Here is a 20,660-nt window from a genome sequence, read left to right on the forward strand (position 1 = left end):
GACTATTAACCCTCTTGCAGAGAACATGGGCGGGCAAGGCGAAAACCCAGATTATCTAACCAACTACTAGAATAGTCCCCGCTTCTACTTGCGGCACGCAGATCTTGCGGAAGACAGTTCCACCCCCCACCACGAATCACTCGGTCCGTAGCCCGATCCAAATCCTCACCTGTCTTCCAGACTGAGCCATCTTGTGGAGCACCCTCATAATTATCATGCCATTCGTCATGGCACCACTCCCATACATTCCCGCTCATCTGGTATAGCCCCAAAGCATTTGGGAAAAAACTATCGACCGGCACGGTCTCTCCACGATACAACCCGGCACGCGAATAGGTCTCGACATATTTCCCACTGCAGTCATAATTGGCTTCGTCTGGGCCAATGCAGTCTCGGCCTGTGCCGAAACGAACACGTTTTCCCCCCTCCCTAGCCGCATATTCCCACTGCGCTTCCGACGGCAGGGCATAAGTGCGCCCACTCTGTTGGTTCAACCGGAAGATGAATTCTTGAACATCGTTCCAGCTCACTTCCACCACAGGATAGCGGTCCCCTCTTGGATATCCGCTCGGATTTTTTCCCATGACTCGCATCCATTCACCCTGTGTCACCGCGCACCTCCCCATATAAAAGCCATAAAGCTTCACAGTATGCACAGGGCAGGAACTTTCCAGCAAATCATAGTCTGACAGCACATCCCCCATCTCGAAGCTACCACCAGGTACCCACACGAACTCCATGCCCGTAAATGGATCCAAATATTCAGGCCCATACGGACCTTTGGAATCCCTTTGCCTCTCAGGCCCCTCAGCCTTAATCTGCTGCCCTGATGTAACCTCCATGGTCCGCGCTGTAAGTCCAAGCATGTCATGCGTCCGACCTAGGACCATCTCAGCCGTGTTCTTTTTCAATATCAAAGATGATTTTTCACTGTTATCTTTCGCATGAGTCATGACTGCTCCTCATCCCCGAGCACGGCAGTTTTTCCCTCAAGTACATTTTGATCAGCCAGGTTGCGAAGAGCATCAATCTGGCTATTCCATTGCGGGTCAAGAATTACGACCGGCCGACCAGTGTCTTTAATAATAGATTTGAACATATTGCACCTGTGAATACTTAAAAAACATTTTCTTGGTACAAGATGATGAAAGGTCAAGGCAATCAAAATCATGAGGATCGTCCCAACTGCCTGGGACGATGTCCAAAATTATCGACGAAATGGCTACAGAAATTTTCTATGGAAAGCATATCTCGATAGCTGTCTGACAAGCACCAATTAACGACACGAATCCAACAACGCCGACCAATATGTCTTACATCCTAAAATACTTGACACTCTTGCACAGCTGAGGCTTATCAGAATGGCTGCAATAAAATGTGCAGCACATCTCAGGTGCACATATTCCAGGAGGGTGAGGAGGAAATGGCTCAGGTCTTTGGATCAGCTGGCAAAAGTGCTTTTGCCATGGGGAATTCGCGGTACAAGGATATGCTTTCTCGTATCGCCCTACCCATGCTTTCGTCACTGCTGCTGATACCTGCCGCGTATTATCTGCTGACACATGGGCACCTTTACTTGGGTCTCGGGGTCGCTGTCATCTATTTCGTCTCCATCAAGTCGCTTGAACAAGCCGGGCTCAAGCTTAAAAAACGGATTTCCGACGCCGACACTGGAGCTAAAGCCGAGCAAGCTGTCGCCGAGGCCTTGCTGGAACTTCCCGATGAATACTACGTTTTCCATGACCTCGAATTTGCTGGTTTTAACATCGACCATGTTGTCCTCGGCCCCAACGGCATCTTCTTGGTGGAGACCAAAAGCCAAAAAGGGAATATCACTCAGGAAAACGACGTTCTGCTGAGAAACGGGCGTAAATTTTTCAAGGATTTTTTGAATCAATGCTGGAGCCAGACCTACTCGCTCCGGGATCATCTGGGCGCGGAGAGACTTGAAGGGCTGTCGATCAAGCCAATCCTTTGCTTCTCGCGGGGATTTGTCGAAATTCGCGGACCTGTACGAGGGGCGCAGGTGCTGAACATCCGCTACCTGCGACCGTACATTCTCTCGCAGCGCGGTAGCCTTCCGGCCCAGACAAGAGATCAAATCATCCCCCTGCTGGCCGCTGCGCTGTCCGACCAGGCTGCACAACCCAGCCCAATGGTCCCTCAGTCCCAGACCGGCGCCATTGTCTGTCCGAAATGCTTTCATGAGCGCACACAAAACGATGATCTGCACTTTAGTGCAGGCGAGTGCCCAAAATGCGGCGTCATCTACGCCCGCGTCCAAACGAATCCGCTCCACGACACCCATTCTGCCCAGACCTCAGACCCCAAGGGCTTAGCCGCGACACTGCAGGCCCTTCTTTCTGGCCAGAATTCGCAGCACAAAAAATCGGCAACCCAACAAATTCAATGGCCTGTGCTGGCGCTCAAATTCGCAGCATGCGCCCTGGCCGCCCTCCTCTTGATCGGCGCTTACAAAACCATGCAGGCCACAGTGACCAGCATTTTCAGCCCCAAACAAACGCAAACTAAGCAGGCCCCAGCAAGGCCTATCCCAAATGAGCAGCATCCAATTCAAGCCGTAGCATTTCCACTGACGCACGCGGTCTCATCGGACAATTCGGCAAAGGCGATCACTTTCGTCTTTGAGGAAGATCGAGGACAGAACGTCATTCTGCTTTTCTTTGACAACAAAGCCAAGACTCTCGCATTGCGGGCCTGCGTTCGCGCGAACGAAAAATTGACCACGACACTTCCACTTGTAGACTTGGGTTACGTCATAGTCACCGGCCCAGTCTGGCAGGGCTACGAAGACTTATTCGGCCCAGCATCAGAAGCGAAAAAAGCCCTTATTACCTTGAGTTCTCAGATGAAAACAGGCAACGTCACGTCCATTCAAGCCACGTCCAGCATGTTCCTTCAGAAAGGAGGCCCAAGCCCTCTTGCAGAAGCAAAGGCCTGGGTTAAGGCTGCCTTCAAAAGCGCTGGCGGATTCGTGAAGATGTGACTTGGCCAGAACCCAAATTTTTTCCATGTACGCAGCGAGGATCTTGTGGACCAACCCGTTAGTAACCCGTTTTTTGACCACCCTATCCTTAATTCCCCCTACGCTTGTCCAAAGCGACACTGGGAACTTGATGCAACCGGTCAGCCAACGCAACGCGTCATGGAATCCCGGCGTAAAGCCGAGTTCATTACTCCCATTCCAAAACCAAAAAAGCAGAAGGCCGCCCAAAAGCAACTTTCCTTTGTCGTTGATGAAGGAAAAGGTCTGTCCAATGAGAAGCAGCAATACGACCTGACCTCTCTCATCAACGAAGTCCGTGAACATGTGGACCGCTGGCGGACCCTGCCCAACCCCAACCAATGGCAGGTCACGCCGGAAACAGCCCGTTTGCTTCAGCACTGGCGGCATCACAAGTTCAGCGGCATCCGCCCCTTTTTCTGCCAGCTCGAAGCAGTGGAAACCGCCATTTGGCTCACGGAAGTGGCGCCGCAATTCAAAGCCTACGGCAAAAAATTTCTCGACCATCTAGACAAGGCCAACGCTGATGCCAATCCAGAACTCTCACGTCTGGCGCTGAAGTTGGCTACTGGTGCGGGAAAAACTACGGTCATGGCCATGCTCATTGTTTGGCAGACAATCAATGCCGTCCGCCGCCCAAACAGCAAAAAGTTCACACGCGGTTTTCTGATCGTTGCGCCAGGAATCACCATCAGAGATCGTCTTCGTGTTCTCCTGCCCAATGATCCAGACAGCTACTATCAACGCCGTGAACTCATACCTACGGACATGTTACCAGATTTGGAGCGTGCCAAGATCGTCATAACCAACTACCACGCCTTCAAACTGCGTGAACGCATGGACCTTTCAAAAGGCGGTCGCTCTTTGCTTAAAGGTCGAGGAGAGGATCTCCAGACTCTGGAAACAGAAGGTCAGATGCTCCAGCGGGTCATGCCTGACCTCATGGGCTTGAAAAATATCATAGCTATCAATGACGAGGCTCACCACTGTTACCGGGAAAAACCCGGCGAGGCTGATCCGGATCTCAAAGGTGATGACAAAAAAGAGGCCGAAAAAAACAACGAGGCCGCTCGACTGTGGATTTCTGGCCTGGAAGCAGTCAACAGGAAGCTAGCCCTGATCAGGGTCATGGATCTTTCAGCCACCCCATTTTTTTTGAGCGGCTCTGGATATGTCGAAGGTACGCTCTTTCCATGGACCATGAGCGATTTTTCCCTCATGGACGCCATCGAATGTGGCATCGTCAAACTCCCCCGAGTGCCTGTTGCTGAAAACATTCCAGGCGATGAACTTCCCATGTTTCGCAACCTCTGGGAACATATTCGCAAGGACATGCCCAAAAAAGGCCGAGGCAAGAACAAGGATCTCGATCCGCTCAGCATCCCGGTCAAATTGCAAACGGCCCTTGAAGCCCTCTACGGCCATTACGCCAAGACATTCGAGGAATGGCGAATGGCCGAAATATCCGTCGCGCCGTGTTTTATCGTGGTTTGCAACAACACCGCGACATCCAAACTGGTCTACGACTACATCTCCGGTTTCAACCGTGAAAATGACGACGGCACGTCCACTTTTGTCCAAGGACGGCTGGAGCACTTCCGGAATTTCGACGACAACGGCAATCCCTATCCACGTCCGCGAACCCTGCTCATTGATAGTGAACAGTTGGAATCTGGGGAGGGGTTGGACAACAACTTTCGCAAAATTGCATCCGGTGAAATCGAACAATTCCGACGTGATATCCTAGAGCGTGGCGGCAAGATGGCCGATGAACTTCGCAGGGGCAAGGAGCTCGATGATGTCACTCTCCTGCGCGAAGTCATGAACACTGTAGGCAAATCCGGCTATCTGGGTGACTCCATCCGTTGCGTGGTTTCCGTGTCCATGCTGACAGAAGGCTGGGACGCTAACACTGTGACTCATATCCTCGGAGTGCGGGCTTTCAGCACGCAGTTGTTGTGTGAGCAGGTCATTGGCCGCGCGTTGCGCCGTCAGGAATACCAATTGAACGAGGAAGGCCTTTTTAATGTCGAGTATGCCGATGTCCTTGGCATTCCTTTCGACTTCACGGCCAAACCCGTCGTTTCCAAACCTCAGCGTCCTCGTGAAACAGTTCAGGTCAAAGCCGTACGCCCGGAACGCGATGCGCTGGAAATCACTTTTCCCCGTGTTGCCGGTTACCGCGTGGAATTACCCGAAGAACGCCTCAGTGCATCGTTTACCCCAGACTCGACCTTGGAACTTACCCCGGATCTAGTCGGCCCCACCCAAACCGAGAACAGGGGCATCATCGGTGAAGGGGTTAACCTGAACCTGGTCCATACCGGGGATCTGCGCAAATCCACCCTGCTTTTCCATCTGACCAATCGCCTATTGATCACAAAATGGCGCGATCCCGGAGAGGCTCCAAAACTTCATCTTTTTGGCCAACTGAAGCGCATTGCCAAAGAATGGCTGGACAAATGTCTCGTCTGCAAAGGCGACACCTACCCGGCGCAGCTTATGTATCAGGAACTGGCCGACATGGCCTGCGAGCGAATCACAGCAGCCATCACACGCGCACTGTCCGATACCCGTCCCATCAAGGCGGTACTCGATCCATACAATTCCACCGGTTCGACCATGTTCGTCAATTTCGTCACCTCCAAGACTGACCGCTGGGAAACGGACTCCAGGCGTAGTCATCTTAATTGGGTCATCCTGGACAGTGACTGGGAAGGCGAATTCTGCCGTGTGGCCGAGAACCATCCGAAGGTACTGGCGTATGTTAAAAACCAGAATCTTGGGCTGGAAGTGCCGTACAGATACGGCTCCGAGAACCGCACCTATTTTCCGGATTTCATCGTGCTTGTGGATGACGGACATGACGACCCACTTCATTTGGTGGTCGAAATTAAGGGCTATCGAAAAGAGGACGCCAAGACCAAGAAGGACACCATGGAGACCTACTGGGTGCCCGGCGTGAACAACCTGGGCACACATGGCCGCTGGGCCTTTGCTGAATTCACGGACATGTATGTCATGGAAGCGGAGTTCAAGGCGCAGATCGAAGCGAGGTTCAACGCCATGATCGAGCAGTATGTTGGCGCGAGTGGGTAGATTTTAGCCTTCAGCAGTCTGCTTTTCTGCCCATTGTCGTTCGATTTCTGCCAGTTCATTGTCCGTGAACAGGATACCCTCGACGGCAGAAGATGGCAGCACGGACCGCAGTACTGCCCGATGGCGTTTTTCCGGATCACGCAGGTAGGCATTAGTCTGGCTAAGCGGTCTATTTTTCATAAAAATATCATATTTCAAGTCCACAGCGAAGTACTGCCGACCCTAAGTGAAGGGCGGACGATAAGAAGGATACCCATGGCAAAGAACGACAAGATGAAAACCGTTGAGACCATCGTCCACGATGGCGAGTCCCGCAAGAACATTCCTTCCGCCGAATTGCAGCCACTGCTCAAGGACACGGACAGATCGCCTATCCGTGTGGCGTATGAGCGCCGCAATCGCGACCTGGACCCACAGATTGTCTGGCGTGGCAAGGATGAGCAGGACTGGTCCGATCTCATCGTCCATGCCGCTCCGCTGTATATCCAAGAGCACGTCCACCCCAAAGCCCTGATTGACGACCTGCAAAAACAGGCCAAGGCCAAGCCGCAGTCCGGCCAGCGTCAGTTGGACATGTTTTCATATTTTGAGGTCCAGGCCGATGCTGAGGCCAAGACCGAATTCTACCAGCACGATGCGCATTGGAGCAATCGCATGATTCTGGGCGATTCGCTCCAAGTCATGGCAAGTTTGGCTGAGCGGGAAGGGCTACGCGGAAAGGTGCAGTGCATCTATTTTGATCCACCGTATGGCATCAAATTCAATTCAAATTTTCAATGGTCAACTACCAGTCGTGATGTGAAAGATGGGAAAATGGACCATATTACTCGCGAACCTGAGCAGGTAAAAGCTTTTCGCGACACGTGGCGGGATGGAATTCATAGCTATCTAACGTACTTACGGGATAGGCTGACTATTTTCAGAGATTTATTAACGGACTCAGGATCTGTTTTTGTCCAAATTGGGGAAGAAAATATACATCGAATTCGAGTGTTAATGGATGAAATTTTTGGATCTGAAAATTCAATTGTTACAATTATTGTAAAAAAGAAGAGCGCAACAACATCAACTGATCCTGTAAATGATTTCATACTGTGGTATTCAAAAAATAGAAATGAATTGAAATTATGCACATTGTTTAAAGAAAGAAGAGATCCAGAGGATGACAACAAATTCAATACACTTGTTTCTAAAGACGGAGAGCAAGTTAGAATCGTAAATCTAGATCCTGAAAAAATTGATAAAAAACTCAATTCGGGCTGGAGATGGGCTCGTGTCAATTACCCCTTAGTTAGTCAAGATCGCTCAGAACGTAGTAAAAACTTTTTATTTCATGGAAAAGAGTTTGAATGCGGAACAAATCGTCATTGGACGTATGAACCAGATATTGACATGCGTAGACTTGAAAAAGCTGATCGTATCTTTGACGGTGGAGGCAAATCACTTGGAGGTGTGATATATTGGGATGACTGGTCCTATGCTTCAATATCTAATATTTGGACCGAATTTCACGGAGAAAAATTTCCGATCTATGTAGTTCAGACAAACCCGCGATTGATTGAAAGATGTTTACTCATGGCTTCTGACCCCGGCGACATTGTGCTCGACCCAACATGCGGCTCTGGCACCACAGCCTATGTTGCTGAACAATGGGGTCGCCGCTGGATCACTATTGATACCTCGCGCGTAGCATTAGCCCTGGCTCGTACTCGTATTATGGGAGCGAGATACCCCTATTATCTACTGGCGGATTCTCCCGAGGGCCAAGCTAAAGAAGCAGAAGTCACCAACTCGCACCCTTCCAGCAAGCCTACGCACAACGACATTCGACATGGTTTTGTTTATGAGCGTGTGCCACACATTACCCTCAAGTCCATTACCAATAATGCCGAGATCGACGTTATTTGGGAGGACTATCAGGAGCGTCTAGAGCCGTTGCGACAGCAACTCAACAAGGCACTCAAGGAAACTTGGGAAGAGTGGGAAATTCCCAGGCAGGCTGAAGAAAACTGGCCGGAACCGATCAATAAAATCCATGCCCAGTGGTGGAAGGAACGCATTGCCCGACAGCAGGCCATTGATGCTTCCATCGCGGCCAAGGCCGATTTTGAACATCTCTACGACAAACCCTACGAGGATAAGAAAAAGGTCCGCGTGGCCGGCCCGTTTACCGTGGAAAGCCTGTCACCGCATCGTACCATGATCGTGGACGAAAACGACGCCCTCATCGATCCACAAAAGAAGAATGATGCCACGGCTAGCGGGGGCGATTTCGTTCAGATGATCCTCGAAAACCTGAAAATATCTGGTGTTCAGCAGGCTCACAAAGAAGACAAAATCTCGTTCGTGTCACTGACTCCTTGGGCCGGAGACCTAGTCTGCGCGGAAGGGCATTACTTGGAGGGAGACACGGACCGCCGGGCTGCTATCTTTATTGGACCGGAGTTCGGCACAGTACAGCGGGCAGATTTGGTCAGCGCCGCCCGTGAAGCCAGTGACGCGGATTTTGACGTCCTGATTGCCTGCGCTTTCAGCTATGAGGCCCATACCACGGACTTCTCCAAACTTGGCCGATTGCCCGTGCTCAAGGCTCGCATGAACGCTGACCTACACATGGCCGAAGACCTCAAGAATACCGGCAAGGGCAACCTCTTTGTCATTTTCGGTGAGCCAGACATCGACATCATCACCACCAAGTCCGACCAAATCCAGGTCAAAATCAACGGGGTGGACGTCTTCCATCCCAATACTGGCGAAGTACGCAGCGACGGTGCCGATGGCATCGCCTGCTGGTTTATCGACACGGACTACAACGAAGAAAGCTTCTTCGTCCGCCACGCCTACTTCCTAGGCGCAAATGACCCCTACAAATCCCTCAAGACCACACTGAAAGCTGAAATCAACGAAGACGCGTGGGCCTCGCTTAACAGCGACATCTCCCGTCCCTTCGATAAGCCGCAGAATGGTCGTATCGCGGTGAAGGTCATCAACCATCTGGGGGATGAGGTTATGAAGGTGTTTAAGGTGTAATGGGTGTGTTCAACCCCGATTTTGTATCTCGTCTAACCGCCGCATTTGCGGAGAGTGACGAACAGCGCAGGCAAGAGCGTGTCGAACGCGATTTGTGGTTATCTCAATACAAGAAGGACCACGGAGTCACTGTCGGGCGATTGGACACGATGTCGATTCTCGGAGAAATTGAACGCTGCTATGTTGAAGGATTGTTCATTTCTGCAATTATTCTAAGCACATGCTTTATCGAACATGTTGTTATGAATTCTCTGATCGCGAACATGCATGCTGATGAAGACAACAGAATACAGTTAGGTAGCGCCATTAAAATAGCTAAAGAGAATGATTTTTTTCCGCATAATCTCCTGGATAGGGCGAAAAATCTCAGCACATTTCGAAATTCCCTCGTACACCGAAAGCCACTGAGCGCACCGAACTCATTTTGCGCCCGTTTTCTTGATGAAGGCATTCATCCGGATCGTATTTTGGAAAATGTTGCCAGGGAAGCAATCGATCTCAAATTTGCGTTTATCCAAGCTGTAACGGAGCAGTGAATGAACTTTCGAATCGCCATAACCTTCACGGACAGCTTGGTCCGCTTGACCTCTGAGGAACAAAAGGCCGTTAAGACGACGGCCTTTGATCTGCAAATGAACCCGGCCAATCCCGGTATGAGCTTTCACAAGCTTGGCCAGGCCAAGGACCCAAATTTTTGGTCCGTCCGGGTCAACAACGACATTCGGCTCATCGTCCACAAGTCAGCGTCAAGTTTGCTGCTTTGCTATGTGGATCATCATGAACAGGCCTACCGCTGGGCTGAACGCCGCAAGCTGGAAACCCATCCCACGACAGGGGCTGCCCAGTTCGTCGAAATCCGTGAACGTGTCGAGGAAATTCGAATCCCCATCTATGTGCCGGGACATACTACTTCCCCTAAAAAACTCGTTCTGAGTCATCTCACGCGCGAAGACCTGCTCCGATACGGAGTGCCCGCCGAGTGGGTCGAGGACGTGCACGCTGCCGACGAGGACACCCTGCTCACGCTTGCAGACCATCTCCCATCGGAGGCGGCTGAAGCGCTTCTGGAGTTGGCAACCGGGGGGAAGCCCACTCAACCAGTCCAGACCCCTGCCAGTTCAGACCCCTTTGCCCATCCCGATGCTCAGCGTCGTTTCAGGGTTATGCACGATGTCCAGGAACTGGAGAGGGCTTTGGAATACCCATGGGAAAAATGGACGGTATTCCTTCATCCCGCCCAACGGCAGTGGGTGGAAAAAGACTATTCCGGACCGGCACGAGTTTCCGGCTCCGCTGGCACAGGCAAGACAATTGTTGCACTGCACCGGGCTGTCTTCCTGGCCAAATCCAATCCTGATGCACGGGTTTTACTGACCACCTTTTCCGACACTCTTGCGAAGGCTCTGCATACCAAGCTTCGCCGTCTTGTCAGCAATGAACCGCGTCTTGGGGAAAGACTCGAAGTTCATGCCATGAACGCCATTGGGCTTCGCCTTTACGAATCCGCGTTCGGCAAGGTCCGTCTCGTGAACAACAATGAACTGCGAAAAATGCTGGGAGCAGCGTCTGACACCATTCCAGCCCACAAATTCAGCCTCAACTTTCTCTGTGGAGAATGGGACGAAATCGTCGATGCTTGGCAGATCACATCGTGGGAAGAATACCGTGATGTGCGACGTTTGGGCCGAAAAACTCGTCTTCCCGAGACGCAGCGGGCCATTCTTTGGCAAATCTTCGAGGCCGTTCGCAGCCAGATGGCTCAACATGGGCTCATGACAACCGCCCAAATATTTGCAGCATTGACTGAACACATGGCCGAACGGAAACGGCCACTTTTTGATTACACGGTGGTCGACGAAGCCCAGGACATTGGCATCCAGCAAATGCGCTTCCTGGCTGCCTTGAGCCAGGGCAACCCCAATGGGCTCTTTTTCGCGGGCGACATGGGGCAGCGCATCTTCCAGCAGCCTTTTTCCTGGAAGGCCCTTGGCGTGGACATCCGTGGCCGCTCACGCACGCTGAGCGTCAATTATCGCACCTCCCACCAGATCCGCACCCAAGCCGATCGATTGCTCGGTCCGGAAGTTTCGGACGCGGACGGAAATACAGATCGGCGAACAGGCACGGTTTCCGTCTTCAATGGACCGTCCCCGACGATCAAGGTCTTCGACACTCAAGAGGATGAAGGCCAGTTTGTTGGTGATTGGCTCGCTAAGCTTCGCGACAGTGGCTTAGCCCTCCACGAGATGGGCATATTCGTGAGATCAGAAGACGAGTTGGACCGAGCGAGCACGGCTTTGGAGCAATCCAATTTGGCCTACGTCGTTCTCGATGAGAATGTCTCGACTGAACCCAACCGCGTGTCCGTAAGCGTGATGCACCTGGCTAAAGGCTTGGAGTTCCGGGCCGTCGCGGTGATGGCGTGTGATGACGAAATTATTCCATCACAGACGCGAATCAATTCCATCATGGATGAAGCCGACCTAGAGGAGGTGTACAATACGGAGAGGCATCTGCTTTACGTAGCATGTACTCGTGCAAGGGATCACCTGCTTGTCACAAGTGCTGACCCTTCATCGGAATTTTTGGACGACATCAAATATGAATAAATCTTTTTGATAAACATATAAAACCGAACATACCTATTCACTGGCTATGGAATAATTGATGTACTTATCTTCATGATCAGCTTCGCCCCAAATTTCATTAAATTGGAAATTGATTTAGTTCAATCAACATTTACTACGAAATTTGCAGAAGGAGCAAAAAAGATGACTGAATTAACGTTATTAATGGCGGGAATCGCACTTCTGGGGCATAGATAACCATCATTATAGCGGGTATATCGACGAATCCATAGCAAATTGCATAGGAGAAGTGCTGGAGTGGAGGACAAAAACTCCCCTCCATGCCCCGCCAACTTTTTATCAAGAATAACACACACAATGCCAGCGAATAATTACGATACTGCGATCCCAGGTGTCACATTTGAAGAAGTTTATAACAGATTAGTTGATGCCAAAGTTATAAGAAATTATTCATCACTTGCAAGGATATTAGAATGTAACCGATCGAATATCACCCCAGCTCTGCAAAAAAATCACATACCAACTGGATGGAAAAAAAGATTTGAGGATAAGGGATTTAACTTTGACTGGATCGCATATGGAATTGGCGAGAAATATGACTCATTTCATATTTCTCTATATAACGATATCGTCCTCATCAATCACATCTCAAAAATAACTAATGACGGAAGGCCAATCATCAGTGATATCAGTCCACGAATCCCCCTTACAAAATCTTTTATGGAAATAAATAAATTAACACCAAAAAACACTGGCTATTGGGTCCATGACAATAAAGACTCAATTTCATATTTAAAAAATGGAGACATAGTTATTGTCGACTTTACCAATAAAACACTCGAAGCTAACAAGACATTTCTTATCCGAACACATGATGGACAATGGGATGTTTACAAAATAGAAAAAAAGTCCCCTACTAGATCATTTTTCCAAAATAAAGAACAAAGCAGGCTAAACTACGTATTCAATTTAGAAGCAATCGTTTGTGGCCAATGCGTGTCAGGATTTATAAATCTTTAATGATTAAGTGACTACTCTAGGCCACTGATCGTCCGAATTTTTAGAGTTGTCATAAAGACGAGGTTTCACGGTGTGTTCGCCAGAGGATAAAGCAATACCGTTTCGAGTCCTGACCATAGATGGCGGTGGAATACGCGGCCTGTACACTGCCGCATTGCTGAAAGACATAATGGACCACTATGCACAGTTAAGGGGCGTGAAAAGTGGCCTCGACATCGGTACCGGCTTCGACCTGATTGCCGGGACGAGCACCGGAGGCATACTGGCCTGCGCATTAGCAAAGGGGCTTCACCCCGACAAAGTGGTCTCTCTCTACAGTGAGCATGGCCCTTCGATTTTTCCAAGCCCGCAACCCTCTGGGAAGGGGAGCGCACTTATACGCTGGGCCTGGAAGCACAGACGCTCCTCATCTGCAAATGGTTTGGCTCTGAAGAAAAGGCTCGAAGACGTGTTTGGCACGACAACTTTGGCTGACCTTTACAGGGAACGGAGAATCGCCCTTTGCGTTCCTGCCGTCCACGCGGAAACCTCCTGTAGTAAGGTTTTCAAGACGCCCCACGACCCAGACTTTACCATAGACAGCTGTTTCAAGCTGTCTGATGTTTGCCTGGCGACGAGCGCTGCTCCGATTGTCTTCCCGGTTGCCAAGATACAAGACCACCGAAATGCGTATCGCCAGTGCTGTTTTCTCGACGGCGGCCTCTGGGCTAACAATCCTGTTTTGGTAGGCCTCATCGAAGCCCTTCATATCAACAAACTTAATGGCGAAGAGGATCGGCCTATAGATATCTTTTCCGTCGGCACATGTTCTCCGGCAACTGGACATGCCATTACGAATCCCGATCGGGGGGTGTTCGATTGGAACTTCGGAGTGGGGCCTCTAGGCTTGTCCATTGATGCCCAGGCCACAGGGCACGGCTACATGGCTGTGCACATCGCAAGATACTTGAAATGTGAAGCCAACATCGTCCGCCTTCCATGTTCGTCTCCTTCCTCCGGAGAAGCCCAGCACCTTGCTCTAGACAATCCCTCACAAGAGGCCGTCCAGGTCCTTCTAGACAGAGCCAGGCATGATTCGCAGACGGTGCTTAGTAAAATCAAAAACGGAGATGCGGATCTTTGTCGTTTAGCCCTGGTTTTCGAGATGATGAAGCCATATGAGGAGGTATATCAATGACCACTGTAAATACTCATGCTGAGTTATTTGCGTTTTATGGGAGCGAGGTCAAACTGCCTGAAGATAACAGGAAAGAGATGAAGGAGCGTCGTAAGACAAACCGGAAGCGGTTGAATAATGGATTGATAAAAAACAAGATGCCTACGCCCACACATCATCTGATTCAGGGATCCTACGCGATGTACACAATGGTCCAGCGTCCCAATGATGACTACGACATTGATGACGGGGCCTGCTTCTCCCGTGATGAACTGAAAGGTGCCCAGGGTGCCGACAAGACGGCGTTGGCAGCCCGCCAAATGGTCCGTGATGCGATTGACGATGACAGCTACAGATTCAAGAAGAAGCCCGAGTGCCTTCCAAAGTGCGTCCGCGTGCACTACGCAACTGGCTATCACGTCGACATCCCGGTATATCGAGAGTGGACCGATGACGACGGCACTGAACACCACGAACTGGCCGCCGCAGACTGGATTGAGTCGGACCCACAGATCATCACAAATTGGTTCAAGAAGGTGGTTCCCGAAAAAAGCCCCGAAGACAATCAACCCTACCAGATGCGTAGACTTGTGTGCTTGCTCAAAGCTTGGGCATCTAGTCGGGAATCGTGGAACCTTCCCAGCGGTTTAATCTTCTCCGTCTTGGTCGACGAACTGTACGTTCCCCAGCGCGATCGTGACGACATTGCTTTTCATGCTCTATTGAAGACCATCAAGGCCCGCCTGGACAGAGGTGACAAAACAGCCCAACACCCCGACCCCGAAACCGATGAGAATTTCGCGTCCGGGCGCGAGGCAAAGATGGACAGTTTGCAGGCCAAGCTCGACGAGTGGCTCCCGAAGCTCGAAATCCTTGACGACCCAGACTGCACTAAAAAACAAGCACTAGACGCATGGAATAAGTTCTTTAACACGCACTACTTCGATCAGTACATTGAGGATGAAGACAATCCCGAGAATCGCAATTGCTTCGTCGCGATGGGGGGGATACCCAAGAAAGCAGTAGACAAGGGTGGAGACACCACCTTTGGCTAAAGGCTCCTCTTTACCTTTTTTCCCAGAAATCTACTATAAGGCTGCTGGAGGTATCTGCCGACACCTAAACCGGCTTGTCGGCAACATTGAAGAGCTCTCCCTCGTGGAAATCCAAGAGCGCACCTCCACCAAAGGAGTATTCGCGAAAGGTTGGTCTTTCCCTTTTAATGTTGATGACCATAAAGTTATCCTAGGGATCTTCCTGCGGAACTGTTTTCCACTGTCTCCTCCCGACGTCTACCTCCTTGAACCTCACGAGAAGATGGCCATACAGTATCCTCACGTCGAGCTCAGTGGTAGACTGTGTCTTCTTGGACCGCAGGATAATGCATATCCAGCTCTGAACGACGCAATGTGCCGCGACCTTTGCAACAATCTTCTCGACGCCACTGCGAATCTTCTGCGTGACAATTTTTCGAGTAAAAACTCAGATCATTTTGTACAAGAATTTCTTAGCTATTGGGCCAATTTTTGTAGATTGAAGCAAACGCCTATGAAGCATCGTTGGTCTCTTCTTAAAATATCCATAAAGCGATCCCGGGTCGTATCCCATCTAACACTCACCGGAGACAAGAAAGCAGGTTACCTCCTCGCTGAAAATCAAGAGGATGGGGTGGCTTGGGCCAAGAACGTCTTTGGTCCCGACGTTAAGGTGTATACACAACCCGCAGCGTTTCTTTGGCTGAAAGAAGGGCTCATGCCGGGTTTATACCCTTTGAGAAACAAGCACCTCCGTGCGCTCCTTTCGTTGGCGGACGATGCTGCCGCAGAGGTGCTCCTTGCATGCACTCCTACAAAACGCCAGAAGGCCATTAGGAAGGTGGCAAAAGGCCGCCGCAACGACCTACCGATTTGCTTTGGGTTCGATACGGAACACGGACCAGCTCTCGCCGGATTACTTGCGCTTCCACCATCCAGAAATCAAGGTCCAAAGACTTCTTCCGGTTATTGGCAGCCCGGTATGAGTAATCTGATCCAGAGACAGTTTTTCGGCCTTGGTGGCGAGATATTGCCGTTCAATATCACACGCGTCGATGGCGATTGGCTCGGATTCCGAGGGGGGGACAATTCCGCATCGGAAAAGAAGCAGGTACTAAGCGAATCCCATGTGGTCTTGGTCGGCGCGGGATCCCTCGGAAGCCGGGTGGCGGAGATGCTGTGCGCGGCGGGCGTTGGCCAACTTACGATCCTGGACCATGATGACATGGAGGCAGGAAATATCGGTCGCCATTTGCTGGGAGTTGACACCATACGCGGGAACAAGGCCAAGGAGACGAGCCGAGCACTCCTACGACGTTTTCCGCATCTGTCACTTAATGGGATCCCCTTGAAGTGGGAAGAGGCTTTGAACATCCCGAAGCACAAAGAAGAGCTTCTTGGGGCAGATTTGATCCTGTCCACAACCGGCGAACTTCAGTCGAATTTATTCCTGAATCGTTTTTTAGTATCGCATAGTAGGAAGAGACCCGTGCCTGATACAATTTTTGCTTGGGCGGAGGCTTACTGTTGTGCGGGGAAGGCAGTGCTTGTGAATTCTGTTTCCGGATGCTTGGAGTGCGGCATAGAAGGGGAGCGTACAGTTAAAAGCGAAGCGTGTACATTCCCTCGCGAAAGACTCCTTAAGACTTTGGTCCCGGCCTGCGGAGATTCATTTATGCCGTATGGTGCCTTGGAGATGAATCCTATCGCATCCATGACTGCCAAATTTTCTATTGAAGTGATTCTCGGAGAGCTTGAATCACCCAGTCAGCGCGTGTACGTTGCTGCAGCCAGCATGATCAGCGCTCACGACGGACGTGAATCCGACTGGGCTGCCGATTTTCTTCCCCCTAGGCACGAAGGGACCTTCTTTACAGCCCCATGGGATCAGGACAAGGATTGCCACGTATGCAGGAGTTGACCTTTACGGCCCAGGGGTCCGACCTAGTTGTCACCCTCACTCCGAACGTCCTTGCCCACTTTGAAGCGAACGCGCAGCGAGGGGAGCGCAGTGAGGCAGGCGGCCAACTGTTCGGGACATTCCCCTCCCCGAACATTATGAAGGTAGAGAAGGCGACCGGACCGGTGTCGGCCTATCGAAGATTCTGGAATAAGATCATTTTGAACCAACGGGCTGATCAGAGGGAGATCAACGCCGAATTCGAAAGGGGGCTGCACTACTTGGGTGATTGGCATACGCATCCGGTGACTATTCCCACCCCCTCGCCAATGGACTACCAGACTTTCCAAAGTCGCTTCCGGAAGTCGACCCATGAACTCCACGCGATGCTCATGGTGATCGTGGGTACGAATCCCTTCCCGGGGGGGCTGTGGGTTGGTCTGCAAAATAACAACATGTCTACAACGTTAGTTGAAAAATCCTTTCAGGGAGAAGATGTGCGGTGAAAATATCCCGGAACGCCTCATGCCCATGCGGCAGTGGACAAAAATACAAGAAATGCTGCCTGCCCAAGGAAGAAAGTCAGGATTTTTCATACCGAAGAATCAGCCAAACCTTCCAAAGCCTGACTGGCAAGCTCATGACCTTCGCGCAAAACACGCTTGAAGCAGAAGGCATGGACGAGGCCATCGACACATTCCTGCTCTGGGGCGACGAACTCGATAACGAGGACACCATCGATGAACTCTCACAGGTGATGGTGCCTTGGATGCTCTGTAGCTGGGATCTGACGCAACCGGACATCGATGAACTTGATTTTGAAATTGTCCTCCCCGCCGATACCACGATCGCGGAACTCTACCGCCAAAAACGATCAAGTAAGATCGACAGCCTTGAACTTCACGTCCTTGAATCCGTGGGTCGCTTGGTCTTTTCATTTTACGAAGTAACGAGCGTATTCCCCGGCAACGGCTTTGCCTGCATCGACATTCTCACCGGCAGTTCGCACAGGGTCACCGATCACAGCGCCTCAGAGTGGCTGGCTCAAGGGTCCATCTTGTTTTGTGCCATCTCCAGGGTCGACGACGTTGAATTTCTCTCTGCCGCGAGCCCCATATCCTTCCCTCTGCCATGGAAAACCCATGTCATCGACCTGCGCACATCCCTGATAGGCCAGAAAAATGCGCTCTCAACGAAAGATTTGCCAGAATACGAATTTGAGATTCGCGAGGTTTTTCTGGAACTGTACGCGGCGGCCATCAACCCTCCGTCTCTGTCGAATACGGATGGCGATCCTCTATCCCTGCAGACGCTTCACTACCGCATCTCAAGCCCGAAAGATGCCTTTGACGCCCTGGTCCACTTCTGCGTGACGGAGTCGCCAGAACAGCTCCTCGAAAACGCCGACTTTACCGAGAACGGCGAACTTGCTGGCGTGACAATCCCCTGGAGTCGGCTAGAGACAGCCAAAGCAACGCCAATGTCAAACACCATCCTCGGATACATAGACATCGAAAGTGAAACCATGACCGTCGAAGTGAACTCGGAAAAAAGAGCGGCTAAAATCCGGGAAATCATTCAGAACGTGATGGGTGAGAAGGCGCACTTCAAAACCACAAGCATAAAGCCCATGCGTAATCCTGACGAGGGCGCCAAAGACGATGAAGACCCGCTTGGTTTCCACAACAAGATGATGCAAGATCCTGCGGTGAGGGAACACATGGAAAACATGTTTCTCGACCACTGGGGTCAATGGGTCGATACCCCCCTTCCGATCCTTGACGGGCAGACTCCCCGGGAAGCGGCAAAATCACTCATCGGGCGGGAAAAAGTCGATGCCCTGATCCGCAGCGCGATCCTTAACTCCGAGAGAAGCCCTGACCTTGAAGTTCAGAAGAAAGGAATCGAGCGTGCGCGAACGGAGCTGGGATTTTAACTCCCGGTGAAGAGGAATTGCCGAAAGAATATCTATTGCGTGATGACATACCCAATATTCAGTAGCCATCGAACGAATCATCCTGAAGGGGACACCATGGGAAAGTATAAATGTGGGAAAATCTACAAACTCACGGTGAGCGAACTAAAAATTAATACAGATCAGCCTCGAAAATTGATGGAAGAAAATGAATTTCAAAAACTTGTTGATTCAATTCAAAAGAAAGGACTGATTCATCCTATCGTAGTGAAGGAGTTGGAAGACGGTACAATTTCCATCGTATCTGGGTCGCGTCGCTACAAAGCTCATAAACTTCTGAACCTCAAAAAAATCCCCGCATGGTTCACCGATGGAGATCCAGCAGAACTCGGTCTTGTAGAAAATCTGATCCGCGAGGACCTATCCCAGATGGAGGTCGCAGAGGCCTTACAAAAACTCAAAGACAAGTCTGTCAACAAAACCCAAGTCGACCTGGCAAAACTGATTGGCAAAGCTGAGAGCACCGTTTCTGAACTTTTATCACTGCGCGGAACACGTGAAAACGGCCGGGGAGTACAATCGAAAACGGCCACCCAAAACAACGGAAAACGGCCACCTCGTACACTCTGATCGCGGCCACTTTTCAGGTCGTGGTGGCTTCATGAATTCCACATCAAACGTCGAAGAACCGAAAATGTCTTCGACGCGTCGAAGATGGCCACAGGTCCTACGCCAAAAAAAAGCGAACGCTGCAATCAAAACAGGAGACAATTTGGTGGAATAAAATGTCCCACAATACACCTCTATTTTTAATATCAGTACTGTCCATCACAAGGCAGAAATTCAGCCTTTTAGATGTGTCAAATCACACCTGATAATAGACTTTTTATACTGTAAATTTATATATTTATGATCAAGCAGCAAAATATATCGCACCACCAGATTATATCAAAAATTCACAATTTTAAAAATAGAGAAGATGTAAGAAAATAAAATCCAACATCTTCTCTTAAAATAAATTTTCAAAATGATCGATGACTTTTTTTTATTTAACTCTTTGATGATAGCACCAGCTTCACGTCCACACAACTGATCAAAACTTTTACTAAATCTTATATACGCGTACTCAAAATGATCTATACTTTTTTTTGGTACATTTTTATAGATACGTTCGAATTACTTTTGCGTGGCAGGCTTACTCGCGCTACCGCGTGACCCATCTCAAACCCGAGGGAGTGCTGATCAACGTCATCGCCTTTTTCTTGCGCCGCGTCATCACTTCATGAATGGTTGGGTCTTGACCAAAGCCCATTCTGTTCAGGCTATCAGGCTGATCAATAGATATCTCTTCAGCATGATGATGCCTATACTCTTCCATTTGGACATGGTCATGTTCAACCTGACCGTTGGATGAAACCCGATGAACAGATATTTACTTGCCAGCTGCGCTTGGCATAGGCAGATCCTCTACGGATGAGATTGCGTTAAAAGTAGCATCCCCCAGAGCCATCGTGACCAATAATTTAGGATCGGAAGTTGGAATTTTGCCAGCACCTGCATATCCAAATCGTGAATACTTTCGACCGTCCATCAAGGTGACTGAAGCCTTCGCAATCGCCACATAGTTTTCATCTTTACAAAGAATCGACACCAAATCCTGATCAATAGACAAAATATTCAACTGCTCCGCCTTCATCCGAACGTACCATTCCAATTCCTCTTCCAGATCCTTAACAACGTCCTCAATGCATGCTCCCAGCCCAGAGAGAGACTCATCAGGCTCACAGTCATCAATATCTGCGCATTCCGGACAAACTGACCAGTGATTCCACGGCAAACCGCCCACCTGTTCCGGCTGAAACTGACCAGGAAATCGGAGCGAAGCGACGCTGG

16 protein-coding genes are annotated in these 20,660 nt (G+C 50.3%); 12 read left to right on the top strand and 4 right to left on the bottom strand.

The genetic code is table 11. From position 1 onward, the window contains the following. Positions 1-5 precede the first annotated feature (5 nt). Positions 6-953: a formylglycine-generating enzyme family protein gene (locus tag BMZ24_RS12870; RefSeq protein WP_092192931.1), complete on the bottom strand. Its 948-nt coding sequence runs from the start codon at positions 951-953 to the stop codon at positions 6-8. After that, entirely contained in the window at positions 950-1,171 is a 222-nt protein-coding gene (locus BMZ24_RS19530) for a hypothetical protein (RefSeq protein WP_143077913.1), read from the bottom strand. Before BMZ24_RS19530 ends, BMZ24_RS12870 begins: the two co-directional genes overlap by 4 nt. A 252-nt stretch (positions 1,172-1,423) precedes the next feature. On the opposite strand from BMZ24_RS19530, the gene BMZ24_RS12875 reads away from it, so the two are divergent. Together BMZ24_RS12875 and BMZ24_RS12880 are read left to right on the top strand one after the other, a co-directional pair. Next, positions 1,424-3,007: a nuclease-related domain-containing protein gene (locus BMZ24_RS12875; RefSeq protein WP_161949153.1), complete on the top strand. Its 1,584-nt coding sequence runs from the start codon at positions 1,424-1,426 to the stop codon at positions 3,005-3,007. Positions 3,008-3,052: 45 nt separating this feature from the next. Then, complete coding sequence (locus BMZ24_RS12880) at positions 3,053-6,124, top strand: BPTD_3080 family restriction endonuclease (protein ID WP_092192935.1); 3,072 nt, start codon at positions 3,053-3,055, stop codon at positions 6,122-6,124. A 3-nt stretch (positions 6,125-6,127) separates the two neighbouring features. Here the strand turns inward: BMZ24_RS12880 and BMZ24_RS19705 are convergent, their stop codons facing one another. Then, complete coding sequence (locus tag BMZ24_RS19705; RefSeq protein ID WP_153304613.1) at positions 6,128-6,304, bottom strand: hypothetical protein; 177 nt, start codon at positions 6,302-6,304, stop codon at positions 6,128-6,130. A 75-nt stretch (positions 6,305-6,379) separates the two neighbouring features. On the opposite strand from BMZ24_RS19705, the gene BMZ24_RS12885 reads away from it, so the two are divergent. From BMZ24_RS12885 to BMZ24_RS12925, 10 genes are all read left to right on the top strand, one after another. Next, positions 6,380-9,154 (top strand): site-specific DNA-methyltransferase, encoded by a 2,775-nt coding sequence (locus BMZ24_RS12885; RefSeq protein ID WP_092192975.1) that lies wholly within the window; start codon positions 6,380-6,382, stop codon positions 9,152-9,154. Continuing rightward, positions 9,154-9,690, top strand: a complete 537-nt coding sequence (locus BMZ24_RS12890; protein ID WP_092192937.1) for a hypothetical protein — start codon at positions 9,154-9,156, stop codon at positions 9,688-9,690. Before BMZ24_RS12885 ends, BMZ24_RS12890 begins: the two co-directional genes overlap by 1 nt. Then, positions 9,691-11,763, top strand: a complete 2,073-nt coding sequence (locus BMZ24_RS12895; RefSeq protein ID WP_092192939.1) for a 3'-5' exonuclease — start codon at positions 9,691-9,693, stop codon at positions 11,761-11,763. Positions 11,764-12,039: 276 nt separating this feature from the next. Beyond that, positions 12,040-12,762 carry a hypothetical protein gene (locus BMZ24_RS19535; protein WP_143077914.1) on the top strand — a complete coding sequence of 241 codons (723 nt, stop codon included), beginning with the start codon at positions 12,040-12,042 and terminating at the stop codon, positions 12,760-12,762. 70 nt (positions 12,763-12,832) lie between these two features. Continuing rightward, positions 12,833-13,939: a CBASS cGAMP-activated phospholipase gene (locus BMZ24_RS12900; protein ID WP_092192941.1), complete on the top strand. Its 1,107-nt coding sequence runs from the start codon at positions 12,833-12,835 to the stop codon at positions 13,937-13,939. Further along, complete coding sequence (locus BMZ24_RS12905; RefSeq protein ID WP_092192943.1) at positions 13,936-14,973, top strand: cyclic GMP-AMP synthase DncV-like nucleotidyltransferase; 1,038 nt, start codon at positions 13,936-13,938, stop codon at positions 14,971-14,973. Before BMZ24_RS12900 ends, BMZ24_RS12905 begins: the two co-directional genes overlap by 4 nt. Beyond that, a complete protein-coding gene (locus BMZ24_RS12910) occupies positions 14,966-16,873 on the top strand; it encodes a ThiF family adenylyltransferase (RefSeq protein ID WP_161949154.1) in 1,908 nt (635 codons plus the stop codon). The genes BMZ24_RS12905 and BMZ24_RS12910 overlap by 8 nt, the downstream gene beginning before the upstream one ends. Further along, positions 16,861-17,358 carry a Mov34/MPN/PAD-1 family protein gene (locus tag BMZ24_RS12915; RefSeq protein WP_161949155.1) on the top strand — a complete coding sequence of 166 codons (498 nt, stop codon included), beginning with the start codon at positions 16,861-16,863 and terminating at the stop codon, positions 17,356-17,358. Before BMZ24_RS12910 ends, BMZ24_RS12915 begins: the two co-directional genes overlap by 13 nt. After that, a complete protein-coding gene (locus BMZ24_RS12920) occupies positions 17,355-18,788 on the top strand; it encodes an SEC-C domain-containing protein (protein WP_161949156.1) in 1,434 nt (477 codons plus the stop codon). Before BMZ24_RS12915 ends, BMZ24_RS12920 begins: the two co-directional genes overlap by 4 nt. A 96-nt stretch (positions 18,789-18,884) precedes the next feature. After that, positions 18,885-19,397: a ParB/RepB/Spo0J family partition protein gene (locus BMZ24_RS12925; protein ID WP_161949157.1), complete on the top strand. Its 513-nt coding sequence runs from the start codon at positions 18,885-18,887 to the stop codon at positions 19,395-19,397. Between the two features lie 802 nt (positions 19,398-20,199). On the opposite strand, the gene BMZ24_RS19830 is transcribed toward BMZ24_RS12925, so the two are convergent. Further along, a partial coding sequence (locus BMZ24_RS19830; RefSeq protein WP_161949158.1) for a hypothetical protein occupies positions 20,200-20,660 on the bottom strand: 461 nt, incomplete at its 5' end.

It is taken from the genome of Desulfomicrobium norvegicum, from assembly GCF_900114595.1.
GTDB lineage: Bacteria > Desulfobacterota > Desulfovibrionia > Desulfovibrionales > Desulfomicrobiaceae > Desulfomicrobium > Desulfomicrobium macestii.

Excerpts from the sequence above, each read along its gene's own strand:
- BMZ24_RS12895 (WP_092192939.1), top strand. The coding sequence starts at position 9,691 with ATGAACTTTCGAATCGCCATAACCTTCACGGACAGCTTGGTCCGCTTG.
- BMZ24_RS12905 (WP_092192943.1), top strand. The coding sequence starts at position 13,936 with ATGACCACTGTAAATACTCATGCTGAGTTATTTGCGTTTTATGGGAGC.
- BMZ24_RS12890 (WP_092192937.1), top strand. The coding sequence starts at position 9,154 with ATGGGTGTGTTCAACCCCGATTTTGTATCTCGTCTAACCGCCGCATTT.
- BMZ24_RS12915 (WP_161949155.1), top strand. The coding sequence starts at position 16,861 with ATGCAGGAGTTGACCTTTACGGCCCAGGGGTCCGACCTAGTTGTCACC.
- BMZ24_RS19530 (WP_143077913.1), bottom strand. The coding sequence starts at position 1,171 with ATGATTTTGATTGCCTTGACCTTTCATCATCTTGTACCAAGAAAATGT.
- BMZ24_RS12885 (WP_092192975.1), top strand. The coding sequence starts at position 6,380 with ATGGCAAAGAACGACAAGATGAAAACCGTTGAGACCATCGTCCACGAT.
- BMZ24_RS12870 (WP_092192931.1), bottom strand. The coding sequence starts at position 953 with ATGACTCATGCGAAAGATAACAGTGAAAAATCATCTTTGATATTGAAA.
- BMZ24_RS19705 (WP_153304613.1), bottom strand. The coding sequence starts at position 6,304 with ATGAAAAATAGACCGCTTAGCCAGACTAATGCCTACCTGCGTGATCCG.
- BMZ24_RS12875 (WP_161949153.1), top strand. The coding sequence starts at position 1,424 with ATGGCTCAGGTCTTTGGATCAGCTGGCAAAAGTGCTTTTGCCATGGGG.
- BMZ24_RS12925 (WP_161949157.1), top strand. The coding sequence starts at position 18,885 with ATGGGAAAGTATAAATGTGGGAAAATCTACAAACTCACGGTGAGCGAA.